General features: G+C 64.6%; 11 protein-coding genes. 2 read left to right on the forward strand and 9 right to left on the reverse strand.

The window, feature by feature from the left end:
* Positions 1–29 precede the first annotated feature (29 nt).
* Together U9J33_RS12490 and zapE are read left to right on the forward strand one after the other, a co-directional pair.
* Positions 30–488, forward strand: a complete 459-nt coding sequence (locus tag U9J33_RS12490; RefSeq protein ID WP_324695688.1) for a PaaI family thioesterase — start codon at positions 30–32, stop codon at positions 486–488.
* Positions 485–1,600 (forward strand): cell division protein ZapE, encoded by a 1,116-nt coding sequence (zapE, locus tag U9J33_RS12495; RefSeq protein WP_185997174.1) that lies wholly within the window; start codon positions 485–487, stop codon positions 1,598–1,600. The genes U9J33_RS12490 and zapE overlap by 4 nt, the downstream gene beginning before the upstream one ends.
* 402 nt (positions 1,601–2,002) lie before the next feature.
* Here the strand turns inward: zapE and U9J33_RS12500 are convergent, their stop codons facing one another.
* From U9J33_RS12500 to U9J33_RS12540, 9 genes are all read right to left on the reverse strand, one after another.
* A complete protein-coding gene (locus U9J33_RS12500; protein ID WP_132468993.1) occupies positions 2,003–4,303 on the reverse strand; it encodes an EAL domain-containing protein in 2,301 nt (766 codons plus the stop codon).
* 238 nt (positions 4,304–4,541) lie between these two features.
* Positions 4,542–6,437: an XrtA/PEP-CTERM system amidotransferase gene (locus U9J33_RS12505; RefSeq protein ID WP_324695692.1), complete on the reverse strand. Its 1,896-nt coding sequence runs from the start codon at positions 6,435–6,437 to the stop codon at positions 4,542–4,544.
* A 10-nt stretch (positions 6,438–6,447) separates the two neighbouring features.
* Positions 6,448–8,016 carry an exosortase A gene (xrtA, locus tag U9J33_RS12510; RefSeq protein ID WP_324695694.1) on the reverse strand — a complete coding sequence of 523 codons (1,569 nt, stop codon included), beginning with the start codon at positions 8,014–8,016 and terminating at the stop codon, positions 6,448–6,450.
* Positions 8,006–9,232 carry a TIGR03087 family PEP-CTERM/XrtA system glycosyltransferase gene (locus tag U9J33_RS12515; RefSeq protein ID WP_324695696.1) on the reverse strand — a complete coding sequence of 409 codons (1,227 nt, stop codon included), beginning with the start codon at positions 9,230–9,232 and terminating at the stop codon, positions 8,006–8,008. Before U9J33_RS12515 ends, xrtA begins: the two co-directional genes overlap by 11 nt.
* Positions 9,232–10,308: a FemAB family XrtA/PEP-CTERM system-associated protein gene (locus U9J33_RS12520; protein WP_324695698.1), complete on the reverse strand. Its 1,077-nt coding sequence runs from the start codon at positions 10,306–10,308 to the stop codon at positions 9,232–9,234. The genes U9J33_RS12515 and U9J33_RS12520 overlap by 1 nt, the downstream gene beginning before the upstream one ends.
* Complete coding sequence (locus U9J33_RS12525; protein WP_185997169.1) at positions 10,305–11,174, reverse strand: XrtA system polysaccharide deacetylase; 870 nt, start codon at positions 11,172–11,174, stop codon at positions 10,305–10,307. The genes U9J33_RS12520 and U9J33_RS12525 overlap by 4 nt, the downstream gene beginning before the upstream one ends.
* A 31-nt stretch (positions 11,175–11,205) precedes the next feature.
* Positions 11,206–12,420: an XrtA/PEP-CTERM system-associated ATPase gene (locus tag U9J33_RS12530; protein WP_324695701.1), complete on the reverse strand. Its 1,215-nt coding sequence runs from the start codon at positions 12,418–12,420 to the stop codon at positions 11,206–11,208.
* Positions 12,421–12,438: 18 nt separating this feature from the next.
* On the reverse strand, positions 12,439–14,160 hold the full coding sequence (locus tag U9J33_RS12535; RefSeq protein ID WP_324695703.1) for a preprotein translocase subunit YajC: 1,722 nt from the start codon (positions 14,158–14,160) through the stop codon (positions 12,439–12,441).
* Positions 14,157–15,194: a capsular biosynthesis protein gene (locus U9J33_RS12540; protein ID WP_324695705.1), complete on the reverse strand. Its 1,038-nt coding sequence runs from the start codon at positions 15,192–15,194 to the stop codon at positions 14,157–14,159. The genes U9J33_RS12535 and U9J33_RS12540 overlap by 4 nt, the downstream gene beginning before the upstream one ends.

The following is a 15,194-nucleotide window of genomic DNA, read 5'->3' on the forward strand; positions in this document are numbered from 1 at the left end:
CGGCTCGATCACCGGCAAGCGAATCCCACGTGTCGTCCGATACAGCATTCATCCATGAGCCGGCTCCGGGGAACCCGGGCTGGCTTACCTGGAACCTTGAAGACGACACCCGCTTCAATGCGGTGGGCCTCGGCCCGATGATCATCAGGCGCGAAGGCGAGCGTAGTGCCCGCGTCCGCCTGATCGATCTCGAAACGCGCCACAGCAACATGCACGGCAACGTGCATGGCGGCGTCACCCTTGCCTTCATCGACGTTGCCATGTTCGCGACGATGTTCTGCGTCCTGGGCGCCGAAGTCACGGGCTCCGTTACGCTGGACCTCCACAACCAGTTTATCGGTGCCGGCCGCATCGGCGCGCCGCTGGACGTGGTATGCGAGGTCATGCGCGAAACCGGCCGCCTCGTGTTCCTTCGCGGAACCGCCGAACAGGGTGACAACCTCGTGTCGAGCTTCGTCGGCACCCTGCGCAAGCCGAGCCAGCGATGACCGCGATGCTCGAACGCTACGAAGCTCTTGTAGCCACCGGCGAACTGCGCTCCGACCCCGAGCAGGCGGCCGCGGCGGAACGGCTCAACCAGCTTCAGCGCGAAGTCTACAAGGCGCAGACATCCACCGGCTTCCTCGGCAAGCTGCTCGGCAAGAAGGCCCCTCCCCCGCGCGGTCTCTACATGTGGGGCGGTGTGGGGCGCGGCAAGTCGATGCTGATGGACCTGTTCCACCAAACCCTCGACATCGAGGAAAAGCGCAGAATCCACTTCCATGCCTTCATGCTGGAAGTCCATGCGCTGCTACGCGAGGAACGCCGCAAGGAAAGCGGCGATCCGATCCCGCCGGTGGCGACCACCATCGCGCGCAACGTCAAGGTCTTGGCCTTCGACGAAATGGTCGTGAACAATTCCGCCGACGCCATGATCATGAGCCGGCTGTTCACCCATCTCATCCTCGACGAGGGCGTGACGATCGTCACCACGTCGAACCGCGCGCCCAAGGACCTCTACAAGAACGGCCTCAACCGCGAGCACTTCCTGCCCTTCATTGCGCTGATCGAGAAGGAACTGGACGTTCTGACGCTCAATGGCCCGACGGACTACCGCCTGCACCGCCTCGGCGGCATGGCGACCTGGCACTACCCGCTAGGAGAGCCGGCGACCGAGCAGGTTCGAGAGGCATTCTACCGCCTGACCGACTATCCTCCAGAGGACAGCGACCACGTTCCGTCGGCCGAGCTCGACGTCGGCGGCGGGCGTATGCTGCACGTACCCAAGAGCCTCAAGGGCGTTGGCGTGTTCAGCTTCAAGCGCCTGTGCGGCGAAGCGCGCGGCGCGGCGGACTATCTTGCAATCGCACGCGCCTATCACACCGTCATTCTGGTGGGCATACCCCGGATGGGGCCGGATCGCCGGAACGAGGCCGCGCGCTTCGTGACTCTGATCGATGCGCTTTACGAGAACAAGGTGAAGCTGATCGCGGCGGCGGATGCCTCGCCTGAGGAACTTTACGAAGCGGGCGATGGCCACTTCGAATTCGAGCGCACGGTAAGCCGTCTCAACGAGATGCAGAGCGCCGATTACCTCGCCATGGGCCACGGCGAAGACTGAAAAGTTAACGATTTGCGAATCAGTCGTTAATGGAAATGCGCTTGAGGGCGCGCTTCCGTTAACGGATTTGCACGCCTGCGCTTCAGCACCCAGCCCCAGACCCAGCCCTCGCAAGGCAATAAAAAACGCCCGATTTCCAATAGTGGAAAGGGCGTGGCTGGCGGCCGCATCAGTGGCCTTATCTATCAATTTTTAGCGGATTTCCGCCAATTTTTCTTGAATTCGGAAAGAGTATATGCGGCGTTTCGAAGAAGAGTTCCACGAAACGCCGCATACGATTTGGTGATTAGCGGCCGTAGCTGCCCCAGTACCAGCTGTACATATCATTACCCCATGTGAACCGCCGCTATTTTGCGGCTGCCGACATGGATAACAACAGGTTAAGAAGTCATCAAGACTTTTTTAACCAGTTCGTCTGGGCTCCCTCCCCACGATTTGCGTGAGCAAATCCCGGAATGGTACGGGCCGGCTGACATAGTACCCCTGAATGGCGTCGCACCGCATGGTCCGCAGGATGTCGAGTGCGGCCTGAGTCTCCACACCCTCGGCCACGACGACCCGGTCCTGTGAATGCGCCATCTCGATGATCGACTGGACGAGCAGGAGGTCTTCCTTGTTTCCTTCCATCGCCTGGATGAACACCTTGTCGATCTTGACCTCGGTGGCAGGCAGATAACGCAGGTAGTCGATCGTCGCGTTCCCGGTGCCGAAATCGTCAATCGACAGCTGGACGCCGGACTGCACGAGCTTCTGGAGCATCTGGAACGTGCGCGAGCTGCGGTCGAGACGATCCGTCTCGGTGATCTCCAGGATCAGCTTGTCCGCAGGCAGGCCGTACGTTTCCAGGATTTCGGCGATCAGGCCGGGCAGGCCGGGATTACGAAGCAACTGAGCCGAAATGTTGACCGACATGGTCATGTCGAAACCGTTGCGCCGCAGTTCGACGGCGGAACGCACGGCATCGTCGATGACAAAGCGCGTGATGCGCTCGATCCGGTGGAACTCCTCGGCGATGCGGATGAACTTGTCCGGACTGATCGGACCGCGCTCCGGGTGAGTCCAGCGCACCAGCGCCTCGGCCCCGGTCACGCGGTTGCTCGCCACGTCGAGCTTGGGCTGATAGGCCACCCAGACCTCGCCATTGTCGATGGCGCGATCGAGCTGGGTCAGCAGCGAGATTTCCCACTGCGCCTCATGCTTGCGGCTGTCGAACTTGTAGACCAGTTCGTCGTTTCGCACGGCCTCCTCGGCTGACTGCATCGCACTGGCGACGCGGCTGGATACCGGGCGATCGAATTCCGAATCGATACCGCAGTTGAACGAGAGATCGATGTCGAGCCCGCCCACCTGGATCCCGTTCTGCACGATCCGGTGGAGGCCTTCGAGGTTCTCGAACAGATCGAAAGTGCTGCGGATCGTGGAGAGCCACATGAACATCCCGCCCTCGTGGTAAACCACGACTTCGCTGTCGCTGATGCGGATGCGACGGACGATCTCGTTCGCGACTTGCGCCTCCACGTGTTCGGCGAAGCTGCCGATGATCGCGCCGTAATTGCGGATCTGAAGCGCCACGAGGATCCGGCTCGAAACCGCGTCGTATTTGCGCAGCACCTGCACGCTGGGAAGGCCCGAGCCCGAGTTTGTCTCTCCGGCGACTTCGACACGGTCGAGGTTGCGCATGCGGAACACGGCTACGGTGGCCATCGCGATGGCCGGGAATACATCCACCTGGACGCGGAAATGATCCAGCATCAGCGGGAACAGGATAAGCACGACAACGAGGCCGCTGAAGCGATAGATGTCCAGCACGCGCCCGCGCCCAACACCCGTCACGATGACGACCAGCGCCAGCAGGAACGGGGGAATCCATCCCAGGACGAACGGCACCCCGTCCTTCAGGGTCTCTGCCGCGATGGCATGGAAGTAGCCGCCGGGAACATAACCCTGCATCGGCAGCGTATGGACGTCGTGGAACACCTCGGCGCTCGGCGCGATGATGATGTCCCTGCCGCGCACCGATTTCGGATCGAAGCGGCCCATCAGCACATCCACATAGCTGGCTGTCGGGATCGTCTTGTAATCGATCGAATAGTCCGGCTTGTAGACCGAGGACGTGCCTTCCTGCACGTCGGCGATCTTCGCCGAAAGGCTCGGGATGACACCGATCGGACTGTCGGACGCGAACGGGAAGCTCGTGCTGAGATTGAACGGATGGTCCAGGGCCAGCAGCGAAACCGCGCCGGCATCCTTTCTCAATCCCCGCGAAGGAATGACCGAGGCGTAATTGCCCATCGCGCCGTCCTTGCTGGGCATCGCGCCCAGGAAAACTCGTCCGCGATATTTGGCGAAAGTCGCAAGAAGTTCGTCGCGGCCGACGGTTTTCTCGTGATCGTTCAGGAAGCGGTCGAAGAAGACCCGCTTCGCGCCGGCATCCATCAGATTGCGGATTACCTGGGCATCGTTCGCACGCGAAACGTCGAGGACCTCGAGTTCCTCAAGCGTCTTTCCGTCCTGCAGGACCATGACGATCTCGCCCTTGGACGGGTGCATGCGAAGCCATGTCCGGCCATTGACCAGAATGTCCTCCAGAGGGAGGCCTGCGCCGGTAACGCCCAGAAACACGCCGGTCAGCACCGCCCAGAAGACGATCCTGAATCTGGCGCTCTTCCAGACTTTGGCAGCCCGCGCGCCGAGGTCAGACATGATGGCCTCGCAAACTCATCCCCTCTTCGTCCCTTCGCAGGATACGGCCTCCCTTCACGGAAAGCGTCCGCATTTCAATCATGTACTGGCGACCTGCTATGTTCATGCACGTCCTGCGAATGACGTTTCGATGCCGGGTTAGAGCAAAGGTCCTAAGAATAGGTTAGGTTAACAAGGCTTCACGATCGAATTCGCGTAACCCTGCTAGCCCGCATTCAAGCCGGGCGCAGCGGCGAAATCAGGCGATACCCAGACGGGTGAGCGACTTGTCGAGCATGAGCAATTGCCAAAGGAGGCGGGAATGATCCGCCCTCCCGGCGATATGTTCCTCCACCACGCCCGTCAGCCGCGCTCCATCCAGCCACCCGGTGCGGGCCAGCGCCGCACCCGAGGCGATCTCCCGCGCGGATTGTGCAAGCGGTCCCCGGAACCACTGGGCGATCGGCGTGACGAAACCCTGCTTGGGGCGGTAGAGAATCTGGTCGGGCAGGAACCGCCGCATCGTGCGCTTCATCAGCCACTTGCCCTGCCCCCCGCGCACGCGCATCGATTCGGGCAGGCTTGCCGCGAATTCGATCAACCGGTGATCGAGCAGCGGCTCTCGCGCTTCAAGGCTCACCGCCATGCTGGTGCGGTCCACCTTGGTGAGGATGTCGCCCGGTAGCCAGTGCTTGAGATCGGCGTACTGCGCACGGTCCAGCCCCGAACGGGCGGGTGCACCGCGCATCAGTTCCAGCAGGCCGTGTTCCGCACGGTAATCGCCGCGCAGTTTTCGAAAATCGCCGGAGTAGAGCCCATCCCTCAGTTCGGGCGGGGTGAAGCCGATGGAACGGGCGTATCCCTCGGCGCTGTCCCCCACGAGGGAGAGTAGCGTGGACCTGGCGCGCAACGGACGCGGCGCCCAATCCGCCTTGGGATAAATCGCCCCCAGTGCACCGAACACCGGCCTGCGGATCGCCTGCGGCAAGAGGCTGCGAACGCGGTCCTCGCCATGCTGGAACACGTGACGCCGATAGCCCGCGAACGCCTCGTCCGCACCATCGCCCGACAAGGCCACCGTCACCGATTCGCGGGCGAGCTGGCACACTCGCAAGGTCGGCAGTGCGGAAGCATCGGCAAAGGGCTCGTCGAACATCGCCGCAAGCTGGTCGATCGCCTCGAAATCGTCGGGAGACACCTGCCGCGCCCGGTGGTCGGTCGCGAACTGCCGCGCGATCTGCGTGGCGTAACCGGTCTCGTCGAGTGCGGCGACGTCGAAGCCGATCGAGCAGGTCTTCACCGGCTGCGTGCTCTTTTCCGCCATCAGCGCGACGACACTGGAACTATCCACCCCACCCGACAGGAACGCGCCGAGCGGCACGTCCGCCACCATGCGAGAGGATACGGCCTCGCGCATGAGGTGGAGCAGTTCCGCTTCGAGATCGTCGACCTTGCCCTTGCGCCTTTCGGCGAAAGACACGTTCCACCACTGCGCGGGCCGGGGCATCGGCGCGCCATGCCGCAGCAGCAGCGAATGACCCGCCGGAAGCTTCGTCACGCCCTTGAGAATGGAACGGGTGTCGGGGACATAACCCCACGCCAGATAGTCCTCGATCGCGAGCGGATCGATATCGCGGCGCAGCAGCGGGTGAGCGAGCAATGCCTTGAGTTCGGACCCGAAAGCGAGGCTCCCGTCGCTCAGCGGCGCAAGGAACAGCGGCTTCACGCCCAGGCGGTCCCGTGCGAGGAACAAGGTGCGGGCTTCGAGATCGTAGATCGCGAAAGCGAACATGCCGTGTAGCCGCGAGACGCAATCGGGGCCCCAGCGCTGCCATGCGGCAAGGATCACCTCGCTGTCGCCGTCGGTGCGGAATTCCGCCCCGCTCTCCCGCAGTTCACGGCGCAGTTCGCGATAGTTGTAGATTTCGCCGTTGAACACCAGCATCGCGCGGCCGTCGGGCGAGGGCATCGGCTGCGGCGATCCGGCAAGGTCGATGATCGAAAGCCGCCGGTGCCCCAGCGCCACGCCGGGCGCGGTCCAGACACCCTGCCCGTCCGGCCCGCGATGGATCATGGCATCGCACATGGCCGCCACCCGCTGGGGATCGACGGGCTTCGGCGTCTCGAGATGGTAAATACCGGCGATGCCACACATATCTGATGGCCTAGCGGAGCGCGGTGACGCGGTCCATCCACGAGTCCACCGGGCCGGTCGCTGCGATGAAACGCGCAATGGATTGCGCTGCGCGGTGGCCGGGATAGTCCTCGGATGAAAGGATCAGCATCGTCGTAGGCCTTGCGCGCAATACGAGGTGATCGCCGATGATCGCCAGCTTCAGCCGGGCATTGCTGCCGGTGAGCAGGTCCCCCGTATGGAACCAGGTTACCGCCAGACGCTCTACCTTCCCCTGTCCAAGCAGGCGCTCACTGCGGGCGTCGCGGAAAGCGGGGCCGGGAGCCTGCCAGGACCACGGGCTCGACGGGGTCAGCGCCCCCTGCCCGAAACCGCCGGCCTCCCGCCCCTCTCCCTGCCCCGCGTAAAGCGCGATGAACACGTCCACGCTATGGCCTTCGCCGTCGGCATAGCGGCCAAGCAGCCGGTGATCGGCACCTTCGGCGCGCGGCTCCCACCAGATCGCCGGAGCGTAATCGACCCGGTGCCAGCCTGCCACCTGCGGCATTTCGATGGCCTGCGGCAGCGGCGCATTTAAAGTCTCGGCCGCGAAGGCCCAGCTTTGCGCCGCGACGACCACGACAGCGAAGCCCACGATCGCGGCGATGCCGCTGATGCGCCCCTTATCCAGCCATGCCAGCACGCGCGACCGGGTGATCGCATCGGTATCGATCATCGGTCCGTCGAGCGGGCGGTCGAAGAAGCGCCATGCCCCCGCGATCACGAGCGCGAGCACGATGGCGAAGAAGAACCAGCCGTAGACGATATGATCGAAGCCCGCAGCCTTCTCCACGCCGACGATCTGCGCGGCGTAGATCGTGCCCCAGGCACGCACGCCATTGGCGAGAATGGGCACGACGAGGCATGCCGCCATCATCGCTGACCGCCGCTTCCAGCTGACGAAGCAGACGTTGGTCGCAAGCGTACCGAACGCGATCATCGCGATCAGGAACTTCACCCCGGAACAGGCCTCGGCCACTTCGAACAGACCGGCAGGCGTATCGATAAAGACCCCGTCCACCGTCGCGGGAATGCCGCTCAGGTGCGTGAGAGCGATGGTGATCTCGGCCGTGATCGTCTGGAGCGCCTCGACCAGTTCTTCCCCGAAGGGTACGAGAAAGGCCATGTAACAGAGCGGAAAGAACAGGCCTGCCGTTACGCGCGGGCCGAGCAACAGCGGCACGGCAGATCCGAGCATGGCCACCGCCCCCGCCTGACGGGCAAGGTCGAGCCCTGAAAATGCGCCGAGCACCCAGAGGAACGCGGCACCGCTCATCGGGATCAGCCCGGGCCACCAGGCCTCCGGCATGAGCCGGACCAGTTCCGCGCGGCGCTGCCAGACAAGCCAGCCCAGAATCGGCGGGATCAGGATGATGTGATTGTACGTGGAAATGTCCCACCACTGGCGCCCCATCGCGGCCCAATCGTCATGGAACACCGCAATCAACGCCAGCATGACCGCACCGACGCGGATCAGCGCCGCACGCCAATGGGCTGGCAGCGAGCGCCAACGTCCCGCAGGCACGCCGGCAGTCTCCAGAGTGGCGGTTTCAGGCGGCATCGCTCATGCTCCCCGACTTCAGGGCAATCAGGCGTGGAAGGTCTGCCAGCGCTGCCCCCCAACTTGCGTGAGCGCCGATCCATTCCCGCGCGTCTTGGCCCATGGCCCGCGCCCGCGCGCTATCCCCGGCGAGTGCGATGACAGCCTCCGCCAGGGCCGCGTCGCTTTCCGCTACGAGAAAATCGCGGCCATCTTCAGCCTCGATCCCCGTGGCGGCGCCCGGAGACAGCACCGTGGGCAGGCCCATCGCCATGGCTTCAAGCACCTTGTTCTGCACCCCGCGCGCGATTTCGAGCGGGACCAACGCCATGTCGGCAGCCGCGATCCAGGGGCGGATATTCTCCACCCGGCCCCATATGTGCACGCCGCCGTGCCCGTGGTGCGCCATGAGCGAGGCTGGCGGATTGCGCCCGACGACATGCAGACTGGCAGCCGGCAGGCGGCGGCGCACCAGCGGCAGGATTCGCGCGATCGCGCGTTCGACTGCCGCCACATTCGGCGCATAGTCCATCTGACCGGTGAAGATCAGGCGCGGGCGGTCGATAGCCACCATGCGTGGCTCTGGCACCGCCTTCGTCGGATCGAAAAGCGCGCTATCCAATCCGTTGCCCATCGGCTCCACCGCGCAGGCGGGATCGCCCAGCCGTGCGGCGAACAACGCCGCTTCGGCCTTGCTCACCAGCAGGGTCACGTCGGCCCGGCGCGCGATCCGGGCTTCCTCGGCCCTCAGCAACCGCCCTTCGCGCCGTTCCATCCAGCTTCGAAAACCGCGCCCCGCCGCGCCATAAGCCTCGAACTTGGCGGAATCTACATCAACCAGATCGACGATCAGGCGGCCACGGAAGCTCTGCGGAACATACTGCGCCACTTGGCCTGAAAAGACGAAGATGGTGTCGATCGGCCGGACGCGGAGCACTTGCTCCACCCAGTTCGCCATGCGCCGGTCGTGAAACGCGGTCAGACTGAGCGGACGTCCGGTTGCCAGAGATTCCAGCCCTGCAACCGGCAGCGATTTCGTACGGGCAAGCAGCAAGTGACTGGCGGATAACGCTGCAAGCTCTGCCTCGCAGCCATGATCGGCCGCATCGTCGGCAAAGCAGCCGACGTGAACGGGAGCCAGCCGGGCCAGCGCCTTGAGCACGTTGTGCGAACGGATCTTGTCTCCGCGATCCGGCGGAAACGGGATGCGGTGAGCCAGGAACAGGATTTCGCCCATCAGCCGATACCGCGCGCGATCAGCGGGCCCAGCCTATTGGCCACGGCAAGCGGCAGGCGTTGCCAGAGCTTGATCTGAAGCGAGAGCTTGCTGCTCGTCGGATCGGCTTCCCGCTTCGCGGCACCCGGCGCGGTCCAGATGGCATATGTCAGCGGTTCCGGTTCGAAACCCCAGTTACGCTTGAAGTGATAGGCGCCGCTGTCCGTCTTGGAGCGGCCGAAATCGAACGTCGTGCAGCCCCGCCGCCGGGCATGGAGCATCAGTTCGAAATACATCCGGTCATTGGCGCGCAGCTGGCGTGCTTCCCGGGTGCCGCCCCCCCAATAAGGCATTGCCGCGCCTCGATGGTAAAGCGTGATAACGCTCGCCACAGCCTGCCCCCGATGCCGCACGGTAAGGATGTCCGCATCGTCCCCGAAGGCATCAAGCACGGCATCGAGCAACTTGCGCGGAAAAACCGGTGTACCGAGATTGCGATAGCTCTCGGCAAAGACGCTGTAATGCGCGGCGCGATCGCGCTCGCTGCTGCCGATCTCCACGTGCAGGTCGTTCGCCAGTGCCTTGCGGACTTCGGCGCGCTGCTTGCGCGGTACGTCGAGCAATTGTGCCTCGTCGTCCGTGGCCAGGGCGCGGGCAAAGTTGCAGTGGCTTTCGGTCTTGATAGCCCAACCGCCATGCGGATCGGGCAGCTCGCCCCCTCGCAGTTCGATCGACGGGCAGGAGTGGCGCAGCGCAAGCTCCTCCAGCGCCGCGAACAGTGCCGCCGTATCGGTCCGCGCACCCGTGAGAAGCCCCCCGCCGACCGCAAAACCGGTGGAGGCCAGCAGCCGGCCGAAAACAGGTGAGTGTATCGCGTCAAGCGGCAGAAAGGCCGAGATCTCCCCGCAACGCTCCTCGACCAGCGCGAGCGCGCGATTCCCGGTTGCGCGGGCGACAGAGAGGAACCAGGCCGGACGGTGGAACGGGGTCGCCTGCGGATGACGGGCGGCGAACAGCTCCAGCCGCGCCACTTCGCCCGGATCGGCAAGATCGACCAGCCTGATCGTCCCCTGTTCCGGGGCGAACGGGGCGTTCATGCCGCCAGTGCCGCCGCGTGCTGCGCCTCGCGCGCGGCAAGTTCGTCCATCCGCCCCCAGCGGAAGTCCTCGATCAGGTGCCGCAACTTGCCCGCCATGGCACCCAGGTTGGTGTAATGCCGCAGCCGCGATCGCAGCGGCGCGTTGCCGACGCGCGGCTGGCCGGGATCTATTTCCCACGGGTGGAAATAGAACACTGCCGGGCGCCCCTGTGCATTCACCTGCCGGATCGCCCAACGCGAAAAACCGTATGGCAAAACGCGGAAGAAGCCGCCGCCACCGGCCGCCAGCCTGCGTCCGGCAAACGTTGCGGTCGTCACCGGGATTTCGACGAAATCGCTACCCGCCAGGGGATGGAAGGCGAAGCGAGGGGCCTCGCGCCAGCCGTAATGGTCGTGAGCGATGGGCGCGACGCTGGAGCTATAGGCGTAGCCCCGCCCGGCGAGCACTTCGAAGGCCCAGGGCGTGCGCGCATCTATCGAGAAGCTGGGCGCGCGGTATCCGGTCACCTTGACCCCGGCGGCGTCCTCGATGGCGTTGCGGCTCATGTCGAGATCGCGGCCGAATGTCTCGGCATTCATGCGAAACACCCGCTCGTGGTCCCAGCCGTGGCTGGCCAGCTCGTGCCCCGCCTCGGCGATACGGCGCAGCAATGCGGGATGACGCACCGCGACCCAGCCCAGCGTGAAGAAAGTACCCTTCACGCCCGCAGCGTCGAACAGTGCGAGAATTTCGTCGCAGTTGCGCTCGACACGCGTTCGTATCGCAGGCCAGTCCGCCCGGTCGATCACCGTCTCGAAAGCGCCGACCTGGAACCAGTCCTCCACATCGACGGACAGCCCGTTGACCGGTCTTGTGTCATTCATGGGATCCATCCTCGTGAAGGCGGGGGACCAGTCAGGCTGCCTGGCGCTGGCCTTCGCCGCCCTCGAACCATTCGATCAACATGGTAAGCGTGTGCCGCAAGGTACGCTCCTGCTCGTCGAGACGGGCTTCCAGACGGGCCGCATGCGCGGCCGACTGCTCAAGCTGTTCCTGAAGCGCGGCGATGAGGGGATCATTGCCCGAACCTGCCGCAACCTCCTTCTCCCGCTCGGCGCGGGCGGCAAGTTCCAGCACGGCATGCTGAAGCTCGTCGATCTGCGAATCGCGTTCCGCCAAGGCTGTCTCGATAAGGGCGATGGCCGCCTTGGCATCGAGGGCTTCGGAATGGTGCACCGGCGCTGCCGCCACTTGCGCCGCGGGCACGCCAGGCGCTGCTTCCGCCGCCGTCTCTCGCGGGCTGACGAGCGCGCGGGCGCCATCCTCATCGAATTCGGCCAGCACTTCGGCCAGCATCTGGAGATCGATCAACGAACGCTTCTCAACCGCACCAAGCAGCAGCAGGCGGTTGACGATCTGGTTGATCCGGCGCGGGATACCGCCGGTCGCCTCGTGGATTTCCGCGAAGACGCGATGATCGAAGCCCGGATTGCCCTTCCAGCCGACGCAGTTCAGGCGATGCTCGATATAGGGCTGCACTTCGCGCACCTGCATCGCGGTGAGGTGATGGGTGGCGATCACGCGCTGGCGAAGCTGTTCGAGCTGATCGCTTTCAAGCAGGGTCGTGCGGAACTCCGGCTGGCCCAGCAGGAGCGTCTGCAGCAACGGATGCGAGCCGAGCTGGAAGTTCGACAGCATGCGCAGTTCCTCGATCGCGTCGACCGAGAGGTTCTGGGCCTCATCCACGATCAGCAGGCAGCGGCGACCGGCGCGCGCCTCGGCATGGAGAAAGCCCTCGATCGCCCCCAGCGCCGAAGCCTTGTCGTGCCCGGCGACCGGAAGGCCGAACGCTTGAGCGACGACGTGAACGATCTCCTCACCGTCAAGCGCGCTGGTGACGACGCAGGCAGCCGTGAGGCGCGCCGGGTCTATCGTCGCCATGAGGTGCGAGACCAGCGTCGATTTGCCTGCACCGACTTCACCGGTGATGACCACGAACCCTTCACCCTGGGCCAGCCCATAGCCGAGATAGGACAGCGCCTTTCGGTGCGTCACGCTCTCGAAATAGAAGGCCGGATCGGGCGTAAGCTGGAAGGGCCGGCCCTCGAACCCGTAGAATTGGTCGAACATCCCTGCTCTCCTTCGAAATCAGAAGCTGTAGCGCACGCCGGCGAGGGCGGACGCGGTCCAGTAGTCTTCATACAAGGCATCGTCACGGCTCACGCCGTCGAGCCCGAGTGCCACCGTCGCCCTGAGGCGGCGGGCCAGCATACGGTAATAGCCGAGTGTGGCACCATAACCGTTAACATTGCCGACCAGCGGATCGTTGCTGGAAAGCCAGTTCGCATAGACGCTCGCCGACCATCCGGCTTCTCTGCCGAGTTGGCCGCTGAGATAGGCCGAGAGCCACCAGTTCTGGTCGATCACCCCGTCAGCCGCAGCCAACACGGTGTTCTGCGGAGCGATGAAATCGCGGCGGTCGTACCCGCCACCGATCCCCGCATCGAGGCGGCCGACCCTGCGCGAATAGCTCGCCGCCACGCCGCGCCCGCGGAACACCGCCGATCGCACAGAGCCCAGCGCGCCCGAAAAGCAGTTGCTGCCGTCAAGCGAACTGACGCAGCCGCGCAGTTCGCCTGTCACGGGATCGCGCACGGCCACGAAGTCATCCGGCAACTGATCGAGCGCGCGGTTGAGCTGGCCGCCGAACCCACTGACATTGTCATAGACCGTGACGCTGAGCTGGCTGCGATCATCCGGCGCATAGGCGAGGTTGCCGCCGAAGCTGGTCGATCCATAACGACGGCCGAAGTGCGCCGAAAGCGAGGTGCGGCGGCTCGGCCGCCACATCACGGCCACGTCCCAGGTCAGGCCGCTGACGTCGTAGGCAAGTTCGCGCGGGACGCTCTTGTCGGTCTTGTAGCGACCGTCGCTGCCGATCACAGGGTTGCCATCGGCATCGCGCAGGGCATCGCGGCTGGACACTTCCACGTCCTCGTAACCGATGGCGCCCACCACCTGCACCGTGCGGCTTACCGGCACCGTCACCAGGGCCCGCGCCTGCATGTCCCGCACGCGCTGGTCGAGGTTGGAGATATCTTCCTGATAGAAGCTGCCCGCAGCGCCCAGCCCCACCGGTGCGATAACGTAAGGCGCCACGCCCGCCTCGATGTCGGCGATCTGCGTCACGCTCTTGTCGAAGACGTCGGCCGCCGCGCCGCCGGGTGTCGCGACGAAGGCGTCCGACTGTTCGACCTTGGTGAAACCGGCCCGGTAATTGGCCGCGAAATCGACATCGCCCGCGCGCGTCCTGAACGAAGGTCCACCGTATACCGAGTAGACGTTGGTTGCCCCCCCGTCGTTCGCCAGACCGGGCGAAAGCGCAGAGCCGCCGTTCTGAACCCGCGCCTGGGTTGCAAGCGCGCCTGCTTCCAGCGTCAGGCCCGGCGTGATCGTGGTATAGCCGCGCACGATGCCGCTGATGGCATCGCCATCGGCTGCGCGCTTGCTCCAGCCGATGTAGCGTTCATAGCGGACGGACGCCGACAACGCATTGTTGCGCCCGGATATCCCCGCATCGACGCCCGCCGCGAGCTGAGTATAGGTGAGCACGTCGTTGCCCGGAGAAAGCTGGGCATCGACGATCTGATCGATCTCGATATAGGGCGTCACCTCGATCCGGCGGGAGCCCTTGCCTCCGCGCTTTCCGGAACGATCCTGCCGCCCCGACGACGGAGCGGAGGCGGCGACTTCATCGGAACCCGAGCCGACCTGGTCATAGCCGATCGTCTGGGCCTCCACCGGCGCTGCCGCTGCCAGCGCAGCAGCCAGAGCGCCCAGGCCCAGCGGGGGCGAAAACACCGACTTCATCCCTTGTATCCGTAATAAGAGCCGAAGCGGCGGCCGCTCGGGCTGAAATGCGTACCATTGAGCAGCAGCTGGACGTTGGGACAGGCCCCCAGCAAAGAGATCGCATCTTCCAGCGCGCCCTGCCCGGTCCGGTCCGCGCGCACGATGACCACGGTCTGGCCGACGTATTTCGCCAGTTCGGCCGCGGGCGATGCCGCAAGGGCGGGCGGCGAATCGAAAATCACGATGCGATGCGGCGCGTTCTCGGTCAGCCTGTCGAGTATCCGCGCGGTTCGGGATGAGGCGATATATTCGCTGTCATTGATGGTCGCATCGCCCGCCGGCATGACCCAAAGCCCGGGAATATCGGTGCCGAGCACACATTCGGCGGGATCGATCGTCTCGTCCATCAATGCGTCCATCAACCCCGGACCGCCGGGAAGCCCCAGCGCGGAAAGGATCGAAGGCTTGGCGAAATCGGCATCGACGAGGAGAACCTCGCTTTCCTTCTCAGCCGCGATCGACAGCGCGAGATTGAGCGCGCAGTACGTCTTGCCCTCGCCCGGATGCGGCGAACTGATCAGCACGCGCTGTGCGGCGGCGCCTGCTTTCTGACGCCGCAAATCGGCCGCCTGCACCAGCAACTGCCGTTTGACGATGCGGAATTCTTCCAGAAGCGCGGTCACGGTGCCCTCCGGCACGATCAGCCCTTGCTCGCGCAGCAGTTCGCGATCGATCGGATGATGCTCACCGGCGAAGGCCGTGGGGGCCGGGTAAGCGGCTGCAACCGGCTCGGCTACATCGCGCGCTGGCGCTGGAGGGGGCGTTGGCGCGGCGAACGGCGGTGAAGCAGGCGAAGACATAGCGGGTGTTTCGGCAGCGGACGCTGCATCGTCAGCGGGCCTTGCGGAGACAACAGGCTCGGCCGGAAGCGGAACCGGCCGAGCGATCATGCTGTTGAAATCGAAATGTCCGGCAGCGCGTTCGATCAGCGATTCGCCGGGGCCGCGCTTTCTGGTCTGTCCGGGCGCGGGAATTTTGCTGTGTTCGGTCAT

The organism is Novosphingobium sp. RL4, assembly GCF_035658495.1.
Lineage (GTDB): Bacteria > Pseudomonadota > Alphaproteobacteria > Sphingomonadales > Sphingomonadaceae > Novosphingobium.

What these genes read in the sequence shown, in the direction of transcription:
- zapE (WP_185997174.1), top strand. Translation starts at nt 485, where the DNA reads ATGACCGCGATGCTCGAACGCTACGAAGCTCTTGTAGCCACCGGCGAA.
- U9J33_RS12500 (WP_132468993.1), bottom strand. Translation starts at nt 4,303, where the DNA reads ATGTCTGACCTCGGCGCGCGGGCTGCCAAAGTCTGGAAGAGCGCCAGA.
- U9J33_RS12505 (WP_324695692.1), bottom strand. Translation starts at nt 6,437, where the DNA reads ATGTGTGGCATCGCCGGTATTTACCATCTCGAGACGCCGAAGCCCGTC.
- xrtA (WP_324695694.1), bottom strand. Translation starts at nt 8,016, where the DNA reads ATGCCGCCTGAAACCGCCACTCTGGAGACTGCCGGCGTGCCTGCGGGA.
- U9J33_RS12515 (WP_324695696.1), bottom strand. Translation starts at nt 9,232, where the DNA reads ATGGGCGAAATCCTGTTCCTGGCTCACCGCATCCCGTTTCCGCCGGAT.
- U9J33_RS12520 (WP_324695698.1), bottom strand. Translation starts at nt 10,308, where the DNA reads ATGAACGCCCCGTTCGCCCCGGAACAGGGGACGATCAGGCTGGTCGAT.
- U9J33_RS12525 (WP_185997169.1), bottom strand. Translation starts at nt 11,174, where the DNA reads ATGAATGACACAAGACCGGTCAACGGGCTGTCCGTCGATGTGGAGGAC.
- U9J33_RS12530 (WP_324695701.1), bottom strand. Translation starts at nt 12,420, where the DNA reads ATGTTCGACCAATTCTACGGGTTCGAGGGCCGGCCCTTCCAGCTTACG.
- U9J33_RS12535 (WP_324695703.1), bottom strand. Translation starts at nt 14,160, where the DNA reads ATGAAGTCGGTGTTTTCGCCCCCGCTGGGCCTGGGCGCTCTGGCTGCT.
- U9J33_RS12540 (WP_324695705.1), bottom strand. Translation starts at nt 15,194, where the DNA reads ATGACCGAACACAGCAAAATTCCCGCGCCCGGACAGACCAGAAAGCGC.